The 14,883-nt window shown below is 46.6% G+C and carries 13 protein-coding genes; 7 read left to right on the forward strand and 6 right to left on the reverse strand.

The genetic code is table 11. The features are described 5' to 3' along the window. Positions 1 to 16: 16 nt before the first annotated feature. Positions 17 to 2,458, reverse strand: coding sequence for a nitrite reductase large subunit NirB (gene nirB / locus MHI14_RS01250; protein WP_091035683.1), 2,442 nt, complete (start codon positions 2,456 to 2,458; stop codon positions 17 to 19). 590 nt (positions 2,459 to 3,048) lie between these two features. Here nirB and MHI14_RS01255 point away from each other — a divergent pair. Together MHI14_RS01255 and MHI14_RS01260 are read left to right on the forward strand one after the other, a co-directional pair. Beyond that, positions 3,049 to 3,642, forward strand: coding sequence for an ANTAR domain-containing response regulator (locus MHI14_RS01255; protein ID WP_091035686.1), 594 nt, complete (start codon positions 3,049 to 3,051; stop codon positions 3,640 to 3,642). An 18-nt stretch (positions 3,643 to 3,660) separates the two neighbouring features. Further along, positions 3,661 to 4,737 (forward strand): anthranilate phosphoribosyltransferase, encoded by a 1,077-nt coding sequence (locus tag MHI14_RS01260; protein ID WP_091035688.1) that lies wholly within the window; start codon positions 3,661 to 3,663, stop codon positions 4,735 to 4,737. Positions 4,738 to 4,778: 41 nt separating this feature from the next. Here the strand turns inward: MHI14_RS01260 and MHI14_RS01265 are convergent, their stop codons facing one another. Both MHI14_RS01265 and MHI14_RS01270 read right to left on the reverse strand, forming a co-directional pair. Further along, positions 4,779 to 5,291, reverse strand: coding sequence for an acyl-CoA thioesterase (locus MHI14_RS01265; RefSeq protein ID WP_026081401.1), 513 nt, complete (start codon positions 5,289 to 5,291; stop codon positions 4,779 to 4,781). A 210-nt stretch (positions 5,292 to 5,501) separates the two neighbouring features. Further along, entirely contained in the window at positions 5,502 to 6,125 is a 624-nt protein-coding gene (locus MHI14_RS01270; protein ID WP_091012490.1) for an acetate uptake transporter, read from the reverse strand. Positions 6,126 to 6,560: 435 nt separating this feature from the next. On the opposite strand from MHI14_RS01270, the gene MHI14_RS01275 reads away from it, so the two are divergent. Next, positions 6,561 to 6,737: an aspartyl-phosphate phosphatase Spo0E family protein gene (locus tag MHI14_RS01275; protein WP_017691636.1), complete on the forward strand. Its 177-nt coding sequence runs from the start codon at positions 6,561 to 6,563 to the stop codon at positions 6,735 to 6,737. A gap of 173 nt (positions 6,738 to 6,910) precedes the next feature. Here MHI14_RS01275 and MHI14_RS01280 read toward each other — a convergent pair whose 3' ends face one another. Continuing rightward, entirely contained in the window at positions 6,911 to 7,840 is a 930-nt protein-coding gene (locus MHI14_RS01280) for a response regulator (protein WP_091035691.1), read from the reverse strand. Positions 7,841 to 8,169: 329 nt separating this feature from the next. Between MHI14_RS01280 and MHI14_RS01285 the strand changes: the two genes are divergently transcribed. After that, positions 8,170 to 9,606 carry an alanine/glycine:cation symporter family protein gene (locus tag MHI14_RS01285; RefSeq protein ID WP_076251914.1) on the forward strand — a complete coding sequence of 479 codons (1,437 nt, stop codon included), beginning with the start codon at positions 8,170 to 8,172 and terminating at the stop codon, positions 9,604 to 9,606. 145 nt (positions 9,607 to 9,751) lie between these two features. Here MHI14_RS01285 and MHI14_RS01290 read toward each other — a convergent pair whose 3' ends face one another. Beyond that, positions 9,752 to 10,591, reverse strand: a complete 840-nt coding sequence (locus MHI14_RS01290) for a methyl-accepting chemotaxis protein (protein WP_091035693.1) — start codon at positions 10,589 to 10,591, stop codon at positions 9,752 to 9,754. A 283-nt stretch (positions 10,592 to 10,874) separates the two neighbouring features. Here MHI14_RS01290 and MHI14_RS01295 point away from each other — a divergent pair, with 283 nt between their 5' ends. Next, positions 10,875 to 11,567, forward strand: a complete 693-nt coding sequence (locus tag MHI14_RS01295; RefSeq protein ID WP_091035696.1) for a Crp/Fnr family transcriptional regulator — start codon at positions 10,875 to 10,877, stop codon at positions 11,565 to 11,567. 135 nt (positions 11,568 to 11,702) lie between these two features. Here MHI14_RS01295 and pepT read toward each other — a convergent pair whose 3' ends face one another. Then, a complete protein-coding gene (pepT, locus tag MHI14_RS01300) occupies positions 11,703 to 12,941 on the reverse strand; it encodes a peptidase T (protein WP_091035698.1) in 1,239 nt (412 codons plus the stop codon). 488 nt (positions 12,942 to 13,429) lie between these two features. Between pepT and MHI14_RS01305 the strand changes: the two genes are divergently transcribed. Both MHI14_RS01305 and MHI14_RS01310 read left to right on the forward strand, forming a co-directional pair. After that, entirely contained in the window at positions 13,430 to 13,621 is a 192-nt protein-coding gene (locus MHI14_RS01305; RefSeq protein ID WP_017691642.1) for a tautomerase family protein, read from the forward strand. Between the two features lie 48 nt (positions 13,622 to 13,669). After that, a complete protein-coding gene (locus MHI14_RS01310; RefSeq protein ID WP_017691643.1) occupies positions 13,670 to 14,704 on the forward strand; it encodes an NADH:flavin oxidoreductase/NADH oxidase in 1,035 nt (344 codons plus the stop codon). Positions 14,705 to 14,883 lie beyond the last annotated feature (179 nt).

Below are 14,883 nucleotides of genomic sequence, written 5' to 3' on the forward strand. Positions count from 1 at the left end.
CGCTGTTCCTCCTCTTCTAGTGGGTTACCGGCTCGGCACCGGACAGTGGGGTGAAGTTTTTGCGTAATTTCTCGTCTTGAATGATTTCTTTCCAAGGATCAACCGTGTGGCCCAGTGTAACTTCCAGACGTTCAACCAGAGCGAGACGTACATCCCGATCCGCCAATGCTTCCTTCACATGATCCAGACCTACCCGTTCAATCCAAGCCGCTGTTCTCTCATTCCATTTTGCATTCTCTCTATAATATTGCAGGTAAGAGTAAGTCCACTCTTCCACTTCCGCATCGGTCTTCACCGTACAGAGCAACTCGGCTGCACGAACCTTAACTCCGGCGTTACCGCCAACATGAATCTCCCAAGCACCATCAATGGCGACAACACCCAGATCCTTGATGGTCGCTTCAGCACAGTTCCGCGGACATCCGGAGACAGCGAGTTTCACTTTGGCTGGAGCTACCATCTTGTCGAGTTTTTTCTCCAGTCGAATCCCCATCTCGATGGAGTCCTGTGTACCGAATCGGCAGAATGTGTTGCCTACACAAGTTTTCACCGTACGCAGCGCCTTACCATAACCGAAACCGGAAGGCATATCGAGCTCTTCCCAGATCTTCGGCAGGTTCTCCTTCTGTACACCAAGCAGATCGAGTCGTTGTCCACCCGTGAATTTCACCAAAGGAACATCGTATTTCTCCGCGACAGTCGCAATCTTGATCAATTCCGCCGGGGAAGTGACACCACCATAGATCCGTGGAATAACGGAGTAGGTACCGTCCTTCTGGATGTTGGCGTGATAACGTTCATTGGTGAATTTGGATACACGCTCATCTGTGTATTCAGCCGGCCAGATCATACCGAGATAATAGTTGAGTGAAGGACGACACTTGGAACAACCTTCCGGCTCATTCCAACCGAGAACGTTCATAACTTCCTTCACGCTTTTGAGTCCCATTTCCTTGATCTGGGCAACAATCTCATCCCGATCATAGGAGGTGCAGCCACAGATGCCTTCTTTGGTCTGTTCGCCTACATTATCACCTGCGTAATACGTGAGCAGGTTTTCGATGATAGGCTTGCACCCACCGCAAGAAGCGGAGGCTTTGGTGCAGGATTTGATTGCACCGAGGGTGTTGCAGCCTTTGTTCAGAACGGCGTCCCCGATGGAAGCTTTGGTAACACCATTACAACCACACACGATCTCGTCATCCGGCATACTCGCCATGCGTTCTGCGACAGATGGACCCGAGCCTGAACCACCAGAGGGTACACCGAGCAAAATTTCTTTCTCCCGACCACTGATGTTCTCTCCACTCTTAATGAGAGAAAACAGCGATGCGCCATCCGTGGTATCCCCGAACAATACAGCTCCAATGAGCTGCCCATCCTTGATCACCATCTTTTTGTATACACCATCGACATCATCCTGAATACGAATGCTGCGAGTGTTCGCAGCGTCTTTGAATTGTCCGGCAGAGAATACGTCAACACCGGATACTTTCAGCTTGGTAGAAGTGACCGAACCTTCGTATCCTTCAGTTGTCGCGCCCGCAAGACGTTTAGCGAGTACCATACCTTGTTCATATAATGGAGCAACCAGTCCATAGGCAATACCGCGGTGTTCTGCACATTCGCCGACGGCAGAGATGCCAGGAATGCTGGTATGCATATAATCATCTACAATGACTCCACGATTCACATCGAGGCCGGTATTACGAGCCAGTTCAATCTGAGGGCGAATCCCGACAGCCATGACAACCAGATCTGCTTCAAGTACCGTTTGATCAGTGAAACGAATGGCTTTTACTCGATGTTTGCCTGTGATTTCTTCGGTATGTTTGTTCAAAAGGAACTTCATGCCTTGTTCTTCAAGCTCACGCTGGAGCATCAGGCCTGCCGGCAAATCCAGGTTCCGGTCCATCAGATGGCCGTTAATATGGATGACCGTGACGTCCATGCCCAGATTGAGCAGCCCCCGCGCTGCTTCCAGTCCTAGCAATCCGCCTCCAATGACGGCAGCTTTGCGATACTTTTGCGATGCTGCCATCATGGTCTCGCAGTCTTTAATATCGCGGAAACCGATCACGCCTTCTTTGTTAGCGCCGGGGAGCGGGAGGATGAACGCTTGTGAACCAGTTGCCATAATCAGCTCATCATAGGCTGCGCGTACACCATTTTGAGATACAACTTCCTTGCGCTTGGTATCGATCTGAACGACCGGATCACCCGGGTACACCCGAATGCCGTTATCTTCGTACCAGCTCCACTCATTGATTACGATATCTTCGATGGATGTTCCGCCAGCCAGTACAGAGGATAGCATGATCCGGTTGTAGTTGGGATGCGGCTCTGCGCCGAAGACTGTAATTTCATAAGCGTGCGGAGCAAGCTTAAGGATATGTTCAATTGTGCGGATTCCCGCCATGCCATTGCCGACCAGCACCAGTTTTTTCGTTGTACTCATTATGATTAGCCCCCTTAGGTCCATTCTGCAAACTGCCTCGAAACCTTGTCTCTAAAATCGAAAAAGCCTGTTATGCCTCGGAGGACTGCGCATATACATACGCATCCCTTGCTCCGAGATTGCAAAACAGGCTTCATTGCCGTTTCAACCAGCTACGCCGTTGTAACTGTGATCGATTCAAATATGGAGTTGTTATGGCTTAACTATAAAAGATTGATCTAACCATGTCAATATAGTTGACATAAAAAAGTATTTGAAATTTAAAGTTAATTATGTTTACATGAGTTTATTGGAATATCAAATGGACGACGACGTTTTACGCACATATCTTCATAAATTGAAGAATTTAACTGAATTTAGCATGCCTTATACAATAAATACTGTAGAAAAGGTGCCATGTGTATGGTGTCCCCCTTTTTTTATACAGTATGATGAGGCATGAAAAGATCATTCTAATGTTGAAATCAAGACGTATAATCATCACTACTTGGTTTTTTGTTAGGTAATATAACACGTTTATCGCTTTGATGTATTAACGTCTTAAATGTTGTGGACTCTGACTATACGCCATAGGGAGGGATTGATCCATCATGCGATCTTTATTGGTCATCCGTGTTCAACCAACGATAGCTGCCTCATCCGATGCAATCCCTCTGACACCGGAGAGGCTGCTGGGAGCAAACGGGTACCATGTACAGGTGGCGGGCAGTGAAACGGAAGCGTTGAAGCTGGCTCGGGCAGCGGAAGCGTCCATCTTGCATCTGTCGCTGGCTGATGTGGAGTACTGGGTGAACTGCCTGGGAAAGGGGAAGTCGGATTCCCCGTTGCTCTGGTGGTGCGCGCCAGATACGGCTTCTTCCTCCGCAGAATCCTGCGAGGTCGAAACTTCATTTGATGGAATACTTACACCATCCATGACCGGGCCTGAGATCCACTGGACTCTTCACTTTGCAGCTCGGCGTTACATGGAACGCAAACAGTGGGAGCAGGAACGGAAGCAGCTGCAATCCAGGCTGGAGGATCGGAAGTGGATTGATATGGCGAAGGCCATCCTTAGTGATCTGAAGCAGATCTCCGAGGCCGAAGCCTATGACCTGTTACGCAAGAAAGCGATGGATGAACGCAAACGGATGGTCGATGTAGCCACAGCGATTGTGAAGGCCCATCAACTGCTCCAGTCTTAATTGGAAGGAGGATTCTCCATGGATATGTCTCAGATACTCCGAGAGGTCGGACGTGGGAAACGAGGCTCACGTGATCTGAATTATACAGAGGCACTGACCGTAGCAGAGAAAATCCTGAAACAGGAGGTTTCCCCTGCCCAGACGGCCGCATTTCTAATGGCTGAACGAATGAAAATGGAAAACGTTGAGGAACTGGAAGCTTTTGTTCATGCATGTCGTAACAGTGCGGAACGTTTCTCTATATTTCAGGATGGATTGGACTGCGCGGGTCCTTATGATGGACGGACGAAGTCGTTCATGGCCACGTTTCCGGTTGCATTTGTACTCGCGGCGGCCGGGTTGCCGGTGACTTTGCACGGGAGTGATCCTTTACCACCCAAGTGGGGCGTCACGTTGTCGGTACTTTTGAAGGAAGTGGGTATTAATACACACAAGATGGATCGGGAAGATGCCCGGAGCGCTGCATTGCGTTCGGGTGTCATGTACGTGTCCTCCGAGGATTGGTGCGCACCTCTTCGTAAGCTTCGTCCGTTACGGGAAGAGTTGGGTTTTCGAACCGTGTTTAACACAGCAGAGAAACTGATTGATTATAACCATTCACCGTATTTGGTGTTTGGTGTGTTTCACAATACCTTTCTGGATCGGATTGCGAAGTTGCTCACCCGGTTTAACTATCGCCGTGCTTACGTTGTACAGGGGATGGAAGGTTCTGAGGATCTGTATATTGATCGGCCAACCCGCGTATACGCCGTGGAAGACGGTGATATGAAGCTGGAATTGGTTGATCCTGCAGCCTATGAACTGGATATGCCCGTGCCGGAACTGGTCTGGACGGCTGCGAAGCAGCTTGAAGTGGCGGAAAGTGTGTTAAGCGGTGAGGGTCATATTGCTTTTGTGAATCAGGTCTTGTTAAATGGAGGTTTCCGCTTGTACGCGGCGGGGCGTGTCAATTCCATCGAAGAGGGCATATACACTTGTCAGGGGTTGCTGGAGAGTGGTGCAGCGTATCGCATCTATCAGCAGTGGTGTGTCTCCATGGGTGGCGAACTGCCGGATAACAGAGCGGTGTCCATCTATCCGGCATCGTCCAGATAATGTGATGCCAGTGTTCAATCTTGTTATGGTTTAGCGTGTTTTTATTCCCAAGGATAAGTAACGGTCAGGAAGTCAGCGAATTTCTTGCTCTCTTCCCGCCGTTGTTTCCGCATGGCCGCCCGATCCGGAGCGGTCTCGTATAATTTCTTCTCTTCTTCCGTCTCCGGAATAATGCGAGGTACGATCAGTTTGCGATTATTTTCGTCCAGGGCCACAAAGGTCAGAAATGCCGTCGCCGCAATTTTCTTCTCTCCGGTCTTCAGATCCTCTCGAATCACCTTCACAAAAATCTCCATGGAACTTCGTCCTGTCCAGGACGCGAACGATTCAAGTGTAACGGAGTCTGTTGGGTTGATCGGGTACAGGAAATCGACAGAGTCGGTTGAAGCTGTTACAGTATTGACCCGACATAGCTTGGAAGCGGCGATGGATGCAATATCATCGATGTAGGACATAAGCTTGCCGCCGAATAGCGTATTATGATTGTTGACATCGGTTGGGAACACCCGTGCCGTCTTGAAACAACGTGTTTCGCGTACATATTTTTTCTCCACCTGATCCATCTCCGTTGGTTTCGGTATCTCTCTCATGTTTTTTCCTCCTGACAGTATGGCTGCTGTGACATTTCATTTCAGGTGTTGCAGGGTCTATTTCTGATCTATTATCCCTAGTATAGGTGTCGGTCAGATACATATTCAAATGAAGTTGGACTGCAAAAAAACCGCCAGGCGCGGACCGGCGCGCTGGCGGTTTACTGCTGTATATTAAGCCTTGGGTTTGAAAATGCCGGACGGTTTGCCGATCGGCAAGAACGCATAACCGAAGTGAGCATTCAGTACCGAAGCACCTGTACCATACAGGGACACAATTCCGATAGCCATTTCAGCGTATGCTGCAATAGTGTGGAAAATGTGAGGAGCTACGCCGAAAGCGTCAAAGGTCAAGCCAAGGAACAGGAAGTCAATCAGAATGAAGATGATAAGCAATACTTTATTCGCTTCAATCGCACCGATTGTCATGAACAGGGTGAATACAAGGTATCCGGCAAAAGCAAATCCGAGCTGCTTGCCATCGGCCTGTTCAGCGAGAGTGGAGCCAAATACGCCCATTTTGATCATCCAGTTGGCAGCCATGGCAAACCAGAAGAATGCGTACGCGCCAAAAGCTGTTGTGCCAAAGGTATTGTTGCGTTTGGAATCTTGAATACATGCGAATAGCTGGGCAAATGCACCCAGGAAGATCGCCCAAGGAATAGCGTAGCTAAGTCCATCCGTAATGCCAAGCTTTTGGGAAGAAGCGACCAGGGTTACGATAGCCAACCCAAATAATCCCATTGCGCTGGGATCGGCGTTAACAATTTTGACTTTAGTCTGTGAATCGGTCTGCATGGTGATGATAAGCCTCCAATAATATCAAATCAGGATCCATGGCCGTTGTTGGCCGTCCTCTAAATTACATCATTTGTATCCGCCGGGTCCGGACACACACATCGCCCTATTGTACCTGAATGACCCCGTTATGGAAAGGGATTTTATTACCTTTTGAACCAATAGACTTTTTGTTTTTTCAATATACACATTTACGACACAATCCGTTCTGGCCGTGAATGATGAGGCCAGACGCTAGAATCCAACTCTCGATAATACCACTAAAATTGCGTCATATCAGCCATTTTCGGATAAGCTCTTGTGTGATAAAATAATCTTTATCAAAAAATGGAGAAGAATACAAAACATCCTTGTCTCCTATGCCATATGTTAATCCAACTATAGATTGACAGGAAAAACTAAAATGGTTCACAGAATAAGGAGGTATCAGGGGTCATGGTTATGAGTTTGGATTTGAAAAATAAAATAGAGAAGGCCAGACATAACCTTCATATGCTGGTAGAGCATAACAAGGGTGGTCTTGGGCATCCCGATGTGATTCGGCAGTCTATGGCATTGGACGAATTGATTAATGAGTATAACCGAATTAGCCGAAACCATTCACGGGCCTGAACCCAAAGCGATTTTAATTTTATACACGGAACAAATCACATAGATTGTAACGCTTGATCGTACAGACGGGCATGAATATAGCCGGTGTGGACAGCCTCAGTTGAAGAGGCGGTATCCTACCGGCGTAATATTCATGCCCGTTTGTTTTTGCATCGTATCCATCATGCATCTGTTTAATGCAGCAATCGTTTGGCTTCCAAATATAACACCTGTACGAATTTTTTCGTATTAATGCGTGTCTGGGACAAGGAAGGCTCCACATTGTTTTGCAGCTCCAGCATTTTCTTGCGAATTTCGGTGAAATCGAAAAATTTGGATGCATAATTCTCGAACTTGGGATGTGTATAATCTGTTAATCCCAGAGAAACCACATGGCTCAGCGTCTGGAAGATGGCCCTGCGAACACGTTGTTCCGATGCCTTGATCTCCTTGTTCACCTCTGCGAGAGAGGCGTCTTCTCCCAGTTTACGTATCGCTACATTCTGGAAGATGTCTTTGAGGGATGGGAACGTATAGGGGGACAGCTTATGCTCATCTGTCTCTACCTGCTCCAGATATTCCAGCATGTCCAGCAGATCTCTGCTGCCTGCTTCGCCGATCATGCCCATCTCGGATAGCAGGAAATGTCCTGCTGTCGTGATTGTTTTGTCCGGAACCGGAGCTGCGGTACGTTCGATAGAATTCAAACTGGACAATCCCTGCAATGTCCGCTGAATATCTGCGATGGATTGCTGCATCCGAAGCCTTTCGCTCACCAGCCGCAGAACAGATAGAATCTCTAACCGGTTAATCGGCTTCGTAATATAATATTCAATGCCTAGTGAATAGGCTTCTCCGATCATATTTTTCGACTCGATCTGGGAGATCATGACGATCTTACCCTCGAACCTTCCTTCAAGCGCCCGCACGGTCTGAATCCCGTCTCGTTGTGGCATCAGCAGATCAATCAGCAGGACATCCACCTTATGCAATTCCAACAGTTCCGCGTGAATATGTGCTCCGTCCTCAGCTTCCCCGGCAATATCGCCAAGGCCTTCATCCTCAATAATATCCATCAACATGGAACGAACGCCAGGATCATCATCCACGATAAAATAACGCATGTCAGTCATTCCCTTTCTCTGCGAATGGTGTGATTGATAAATCTATGGTAAAGGCGGCTAACTCCGCCATGAACTCTCGTTCCAGTGTAATCGTTCCTTTCCTTCTTGCATAGAACCTGACATGTCAGGTTAAATGACAATGATTGGGCGATCAAAGCCCATTTTTAAAATAAATGTAGAAATTACATGTAGGTATTTGTCGATTTCCGTAGATGCCCTTGTAGTATAAGTAACATCCCGAAGTCTGGGGCTAGTGTTGTGCAGAATGGTACAAACTTTTCCCGTAACCATCTCTGTGCTTGAAATACACCATAAAAAGGGGCATACCGATGGAGCAAACAATACAAGATATTGTCGTCATTTTCAATGATTTTCTATGGTCCAAAGTGTTAATTATACTATTGGTAGTATGTGGTATATACTTCACCACCAAGACCCGATTCATGCAATTCCGCATGATTGGAGATATGGTGAAGGTGCTTCGAGAGCCAAAAAGCAAGGAACCAGGCAAAATTTCACCTTTTCAGGCGTTCTGTATTAGTATGGCGGCCCGTGTAGGTACAGGGAATATTACCGGTATCGCACTGGCTATTGCACTGGGTGGACCTGGGGCTATATTCTGGATGTGGATCATTGCAATAATCGGGTCAGCCTCCAGTTTTGTGGAGAGTACGTTGGCTCAGATCTATAAAGTGAAGGATAAGGGCGGATTCCGCGGGGGTCCGGCGTATTATATGGAACGTGGGCTGGGGAAGCGCTGGATGGGGATTTTATTTGCCATTCTCATTACACTTTCATTCGGGTTGGTCTTTAATGCGGTGCAATCGAATACGATTACTGTCGCATTTGAGAACTCATTTGGCACGGATCGGTTAACCGTGGGTATCATTATGGCTGTGATATTTGCAGGAATTATCATGGGCGGTGTCAAACGGATTGCAAAAGCATCGGAATACATCGTTGTTGTACTGGCCGTATTGTACATTGGGGTAGCGGCTTTTGTGGTGCTGGCGAATATTACCCAGCTTCCGGCCATGATTGCGTTGATCGTCAAAAATGCCTTCGGCATCGAACAGGTGGCTGGCGGAACGTTGGGCGCTGCACTGATGAACGGTGTGAAACGCGGATTGTTCTCCAATGAGGCGGGGATGGGTAGCGCCCCGAATGCTGCTGCAACGGCGGATACAACACATCCAGTGAAACAGGGACTTATCCAGGCATTTGGCGTGCTGACAGATACGTTAGTGATATGTACAAGCACTGCCATGATTATTTTGCTATCCGGGGTATACAAAGGTTCCAATCTGGGTGGCATTGAATTAACTCAGGCTGCATTAAGTGTACATATTGGTTCATGGGCATCGGGATTCCTGGCGGTTATGGTGTTCCTGTTTGCTTTCAGTACACTAATTGGAAATTATTACTATGGAGAAACCAACATTGAGTTTATCAAATCCAACAAAGTCTGGCTGTGGGTATACCGTATTTGCGTTATCGCGATGGTGGTGTTTGGTGCGGTAGCCAAAGTGCAGCTGGTATGGGATTTGGCTGACCTGTTCATGGGGCTCATGGTGGTGGTGAACCTGATTGCAATTCTGATGCTGTCCAAGGTGACTTTCGAAGCGTTGAAGGACTACAAGAAACAAAAGGCTGAAGGACGTGATCCCGTCTTTACCCGGGACCGAATTCATATTCCGGGTGAAGTGGAATGCTGGCAGTCGGAAGAAGAAGTTATTGGAGATAAATCAATACATGTAGCCAATTAAGATTTTATCTGAATGTAGTTGGTTATATAAAATGGACACAACAAACAACAGGACTTGGATTATCCATCATGGGCAACCCAAGTCCTGTTTGTTGCATATAAAATGTATCTTTGCACTAACAAATTTCATCAAAGATATATTTTGATTAATTTTTAACGGAATAACTGATCAGTTGTTCGGACAGAGCTTTCATTCGCTCGCCTGTTTCATTAAGCTGCTCAATCACATCCGTAAAGGAGGATACAAGCGTTGCTTGTTCCTGTGAAGAGGCTGCAATCTGGGAGACTTCAACTTCCATCTGTTTGATGACCTGTTGTACATCTCTCAGACTGGTATCGATATCACTTGTAGCTTGTTTGGCATCCACAGAGAGTTTGCGTACTTCGGAAGCAACCACTCCGAAGCCGGCACCGGCTTCACCAACGCGAGCGGCTTCAATAGCGGCATTCAGGCCAAGCAAGTTGGTTTGCTCAGAGATTTCACGAATGAACCCGGCTACTTTGTTGATTTGGGAAGAGTTCTGAACAGCAAGTCTTGTGTTCTGCAAGATCTGTTCACTGGTTGCTTGCAATTCTTCGGCATGAGCGGCGACATGTTGCACCATATCAACGAGGTTACCATTGATGGTTTGATTTTCTTGTATAATGTCTTCAAGTTGGTTCTGGTTAGACTGGTCGTAAGATACACAGAAAACAGCAACAACTTTTTGGTGATCATCAAAGATCGGAATGTTCAGAATATCCAGTTCGATACCATAAACTTCCTTGGAGAGAGTAGCGAGAGTAGCTTCTCTTCCGTTTTTTAAGATGGCAAAGTTTTGATACGATTCCAAGAGTGGCATTCCTTTTTCAAAACCAAGGTCAAACTTGTCGGTGGTAACAACCTCCAATACCTTTTCGTGATCATATACAGTTAAACTAGCTGGTTCTCTAAGGATCATGCTGATATAAGGCATTACTTTAAGCAGGGCATCTACAACGTTCATGGAAGAGGACCATCCTTTCAATATTTGAATGTATTATTTTTAACGATCTATGGAATGCTCTATCTTTCATCGGATAGAAATGGATTTTCGTGAACGGCATTTTGCATGAAAGAATGAACATTTTATGATTAAATTTTAAAATATTTCCCAGTTGAACTGTTTTACTGGATATAAGTGTTAGTTGTAACTATTTTTATATCAAGATATTTGTACGGATGTATATTAATTATGGGACATATGTCCTTTTGCATACGTTATATACGACAACGGAGGGGAAGTCGGAATGAAAGAAATCATGGACTTTGGACTTGTGCGGCAACTCGCTCGTGAGAATGGGTTGGATCAGGTGCTGGACGAGCCTGCACTCGCTGAGTTGCGACTACTTGAGGCTGCGAAGGGCGAGATGATATGTGCCAAAGGTGAACGACCCGAGCGATTGTATTTCCTCGTGCAGGGCAAGCTCAAGATCTATACCACCTTGCCTAACGGGAAGTCTCTGTTGCTTCGTTTCAGTACACCACTTGCGCTTGTGGGAGATTTGGAACTGGTGAATGGCAAGGAGGCTATGAATACGGTAGAGTCTGTGAGCAAAAGCCTGCTGCTGGGTATCAGCTACCGCGCTCTCCAGAATACGTATGCAGAGAACCCTAAGTTTCTTCACTTTATGCTCGGTCAAGTTACACACAAATTGTATACCTTTTCCAACCTGTCGAGTCTGAATATGTTATATCCGGTCGAGAGCCGATTTGCCAGCTATCTGTTGTCCACAATGGGCCAGGACGAGTCTTCTTCCGAAGAGATCCAGACCTCGAAGCTCACCGAACTGGCGGATATGCTGGGCACCAGCTATAGACATCTTAATAGAGTTGTTCAAGATCTGTGTAATCGAGATATTATTCGTAAAGTGCAGCGAAAGCTAGTGATCTGTGATCTGGAACAGTTGCGTGTCATCGCAGGAGGCAATATATATGAGTGATGGCATTTTAAAATAAAGACCAAGCCTGTTTATCTATGCGACATGACGCGACACAATAAAATACAATATGGCACAACAAAGAGCACCCTCCCGAATATACCAAGGGGTGCCCTTTTTACTCTGCATTTAAGTGAATTAGATATCTCCGCGTTGCTCGAACAATTGAGCGATCTCTATAATAACACGGGTGGCCTTCACCATATTGTCTACCGATACATATTCGAATTTACCGTGGTAGTTCTCACCACCAGTGAAGATATTTGGTGTTGGCATACCCATATAGGATAGCTGGGAACCATCTGTTCCTCCCCGGATGGGGCGAATAACAGGTTCGATGTCCAGTCGGGTCATGGCTTCATGGGCAATGTCGACGATCTGGCGTACGGGTTCAATTTTCTCGCGCATGTTATAGTACTGGTCATTCAATTCAATCGTGATGCTTTTCTCTCCATACTTGGTCTTCAGTTCGTTCGCGATATTCAATAGATTTGTTTTGCGCTCTTCAAACTTCGCCCGGTCGAAATCACGGATGATGTAACTCATCTTTGTCAGCTCAACATCACCCTCCAGAGACAACAGATGATAGAATCCATCATAACCGTCCGTGAATTCAGGAGCTTCCTCCACAGGCAGGCGTCGATTCAATTCCATCGCAATTTTCAGGGAGTTCACCATCTTATCCTTCGCAGTTCCAGGATGTACATTGGTGCCTCGTACGGTAATTTTAGCGGCAGCTGCGTTAAAGCTCTCGTATTCCAGCTCACCAAGTGGTCCACCGTCGACTGTGTAAGCATATTTGGCTCCAAAAGCAGCTACATCGAACTTGTGCGGTCCACGGCCAATCTCTTCATCCGGGGTAAAAGCAACCCGAATCTTACCGTGTTTCACTTCCGGGTGTTCAATCAGATAGGCCATCGCCGTAATGATCTCGGCAATGCCTGCCTTATTATCTGCACCAAGCAACGTTGTACCATCGGTTGTGATCAGGGTGTGGCCTTTATACTCGTGCAGCTCCGGGAAATCCTTGTTGGACAGTACTACATCCAGCTCCGAGTTCAGCACAATGTCAGCACCATCATAGTTATCGATAACCTGTGGTTTGACATTTTTGCCAGTAAAGTCGGTCGCTGTATCGAGGTGAGCCAGGAAACCAATTACAGGAACATCCTTGTCGGTATTGGATGGCAGTGTAGCCATGACATAACCATTCTCATCCATCGTCACATCTTGCAGACCAATGGAGGTACATTCTTCAACGAGCAGTTTGCCCAAGGCCAGTTGGCCGGGTGTGGAAGGGCAGGTCTCACTATTTTCATCGGATTGGGTATCCATTTGAACATAAGTACTCAGTCTTTGAATTAATACATCTTTCATCTATAATCGCTCCCTAGCTTGAGTAGTATATAAGTTGAGCTACTTGTTTTACACTGATCCACTACAGGCCAGAATAACCTTCTGATCGCTGTTATCCCCAGATTTTTTTGATCCACTTTTACAAAGGTGAAAATCTGAGGATAGCGTATGCTTTCGATGCAGCTTTCTTTCAGAAAGCTTTTAGGCGAAGTGTATGCTTTCGAAGTAGCTTTCTTGCAGAAAGCTTTTAGCTCCGCTTCTACAGGTTATTTCTGCCCTCTCCGTTATCGTGTAACCTTTAGTCACAACTTATGTAAATTGGGTATAGTAATTATTGTGGTTCTCTACGGTTATCATATCATGTTTTGCAGTCATTTCCAGAATGGGGCTGAACCGAAATATGAGGATGACTAGGTATCAAAAAGGGTACTAGGTCACAAAAATGTACGTACTTGTATTTCTGTAACTGAGGTTCATAATAAATGATGAAGAAAGGATGAGTCCTAGACATGCCATTTATCACTGTTAAGGTATTGGAAGGCAAGTCGGTTGAGCAGAAACGTCAGTTGATTGAACGTATGACTCAGGTGGCTTGTGAGACACTGGATGTTGATCCGAGCAAAGTCTTTATCTTCATTGAGGATTTGGAGAAGGACAATTACGGCAAGAACGGAAAACTGTTTTCGGACTTAGACAAATAAGTAAGGCTTCATATATATCATGATCATGGAACAGGAGATGTAGAATTAATGACTGAACAATTATTTTCCCCTTATCAATTCAAGAGTCTGCAATTAAATAACCGTGTCGTCATGGCACCGATGTGCCAATATTCTGTCACTGCGAAGGACGGCATTCCGAACGATTGGCATCAGGTTCACTATGTGAGCCGTGCGGTTGGAGGAACAGGACTGATTGTAATCGAGATGACCGATGTAGATCCGGATGGACGTATTACCGATAATGACTTGGGTATATGGTCAGATGAGCATGTGCCTGCCTTCACCAAACTTGTAGATGGAATCCATGCCTACGGCTCCAAAGTAGCTATTCAGATCGCACACGCCGGACGAAAAGCAGAGGATGCACCGCAGCCGGTTGCCCCATCGGTAGTTACATTCCCGGGAGAAAAGTACAAGGAACCACGCGCGTTAAGTACCGAAGAGGTAGAAGCTATGGTGCAGAAGTTCGCAGACGGTGTTCGCCGTGCAGTACAGGCTGGAGTGGATACTATTGAGCTGCACGGTGCACATGGATACCTGATCCACCAGTTCCATTCCCCGCTGATGAACCATCGTGAGGATGTATACGGCCAGGATCTGTCCCGTTTTGGCGTTGAAGTCATTCGGGCAGTGAAAAAAGAAATGCCAGCAGATATGCCGCTGATTTTGCGGATTTCGGCTGTAGAATACGCTGATGGTGGATACGACATCGACCACACGATTAATATTGCCCGTGCTTACCAAGATGCAGGTGTGGACATGTTCCATATCAGTTCAGGTGGCGAAGGTCCTTCTGGACAGCGGAAACCGGGGAACTATCCGGGGTATCAGGTACCATTTGCCCGTCGCTTCCGTGAAGAACTGAACGTTCCTGTAATCGCAGTGGGTATGCTGGAGGATGCAGCCTTGGCTCAGGCGGTGATTGGAAACGGTGATGCGGATCTGGTTGCCGTTGGCAGAGGTATGCTGCGTGATCCGTACTGGGCGAACCATGCCGCTCTGGAACTGGGTGTGAGTAAGGATCAAGCTGCCATTGCAGAGCAATATTCTCGTGGATACTAATTTGCTCTAAATTATACTTACACTTGCCACTCCGATGACAGAATAACCTTCCGATCGCTGTTATCCCCAGATTTTTTTGATTCACTTTTTCAAAGGTGGAAATCTGAGGATAAAGGCGAACGCTTTTCTTCTTCAGGCTATTTCTGTCCTCTGCGTTCTCGTGTAAATGTTTATTGCAA

The sequence above is a fragment of the Paenibacillus sp. FSL K6-2393 genome, assembly GCF_038002545.1.
In the GTDB taxonomy this organism is placed as follows: domain Bacteria; phylum Bacillota; class Bacilli; order Paenibacillales; family Paenibacillaceae; genus Paenibacillus.

Excerpts from the sequence above, each read along its gene's own strand:
- MHI14_RS01255 (WP_091035686.1), top strand. The coding sequence starts at position 3,049 with ATGCGATCTTTATTGGTCATCCGTGTTCAACCAACGATAGCTGCCTCA.
- MHI14_RS01310 (WP_017691643.1), top strand. The coding sequence starts at position 13,670 with ATGACTGAACAATTATTTTCCCCTTATCAATTCAAGAGTCTGCAATTA.
- MHI14_RS01295 (WP_091035696.1), top strand. The coding sequence starts at position 10,875 with ATGAAAGAAATCATGGACTTTGGACTTGTGCGGCAACTCGCTCGTGAG.
- MHI14_RS01280 (WP_091035691.1), bottom strand. The coding sequence starts at position 7,840 with ATGCGTTATTTTATCGTGGATGATGATCCTGGCGTTCGTTCCATGTTG.
- MHI14_RS01285 (WP_076251914.1), top strand. The coding sequence starts at position 8,170 with ATGGAGCAAACAATACAAGATATTGTCGTCATTTTCAATGATTTTCTA.
- nirB (WP_091035683.1), bottom strand. The coding sequence starts at position 2,458 with ATGAGTACAACGAAAAAACTGGTGCTGGTCGGCAATGGCATGGCGGGA.
- MHI14_RS01260 (WP_091035688.1), top strand. The coding sequence starts at position 3,661 with ATGGATATGTCTCAGATACTCCGAGAGGTCGGACGTGGGAAACGAGGC.
- MHI14_RS01275 (WP_017691636.1), top strand. The coding sequence starts at position 6,561 with ATGGTTATGAGTTTGGATTTGAAAAATAAAATAGAGAAGGCCAGACAT.
- MHI14_RS01290 (WP_091035693.1), bottom strand. The coding sequence starts at position 10,591 with ATGAACGTTGTAGATGCCCTGCTTAAAGTAATGCCTTATATCAGCATG.
- MHI14_RS01270 (WP_091012490.1), bottom strand. The coding sequence starts at position 6,125 with ATGCAGACCGATTCACAGACTAAAGTCAAAATTGTTAACGCCGATCCC.
- pepT (WP_091035698.1), bottom strand. The coding sequence starts at position 12,941 with ATGAAAGATGTATTAATTCAAAGACTGAGTACTTATGTTCAAATGGAT.
- MHI14_RS01305 (WP_017691642.1), top strand. The coding sequence starts at position 13,430 with ATGCCATTTATCACTGTTAAGGTATTGGAAGGCAAGTCGGTTGAGCAG.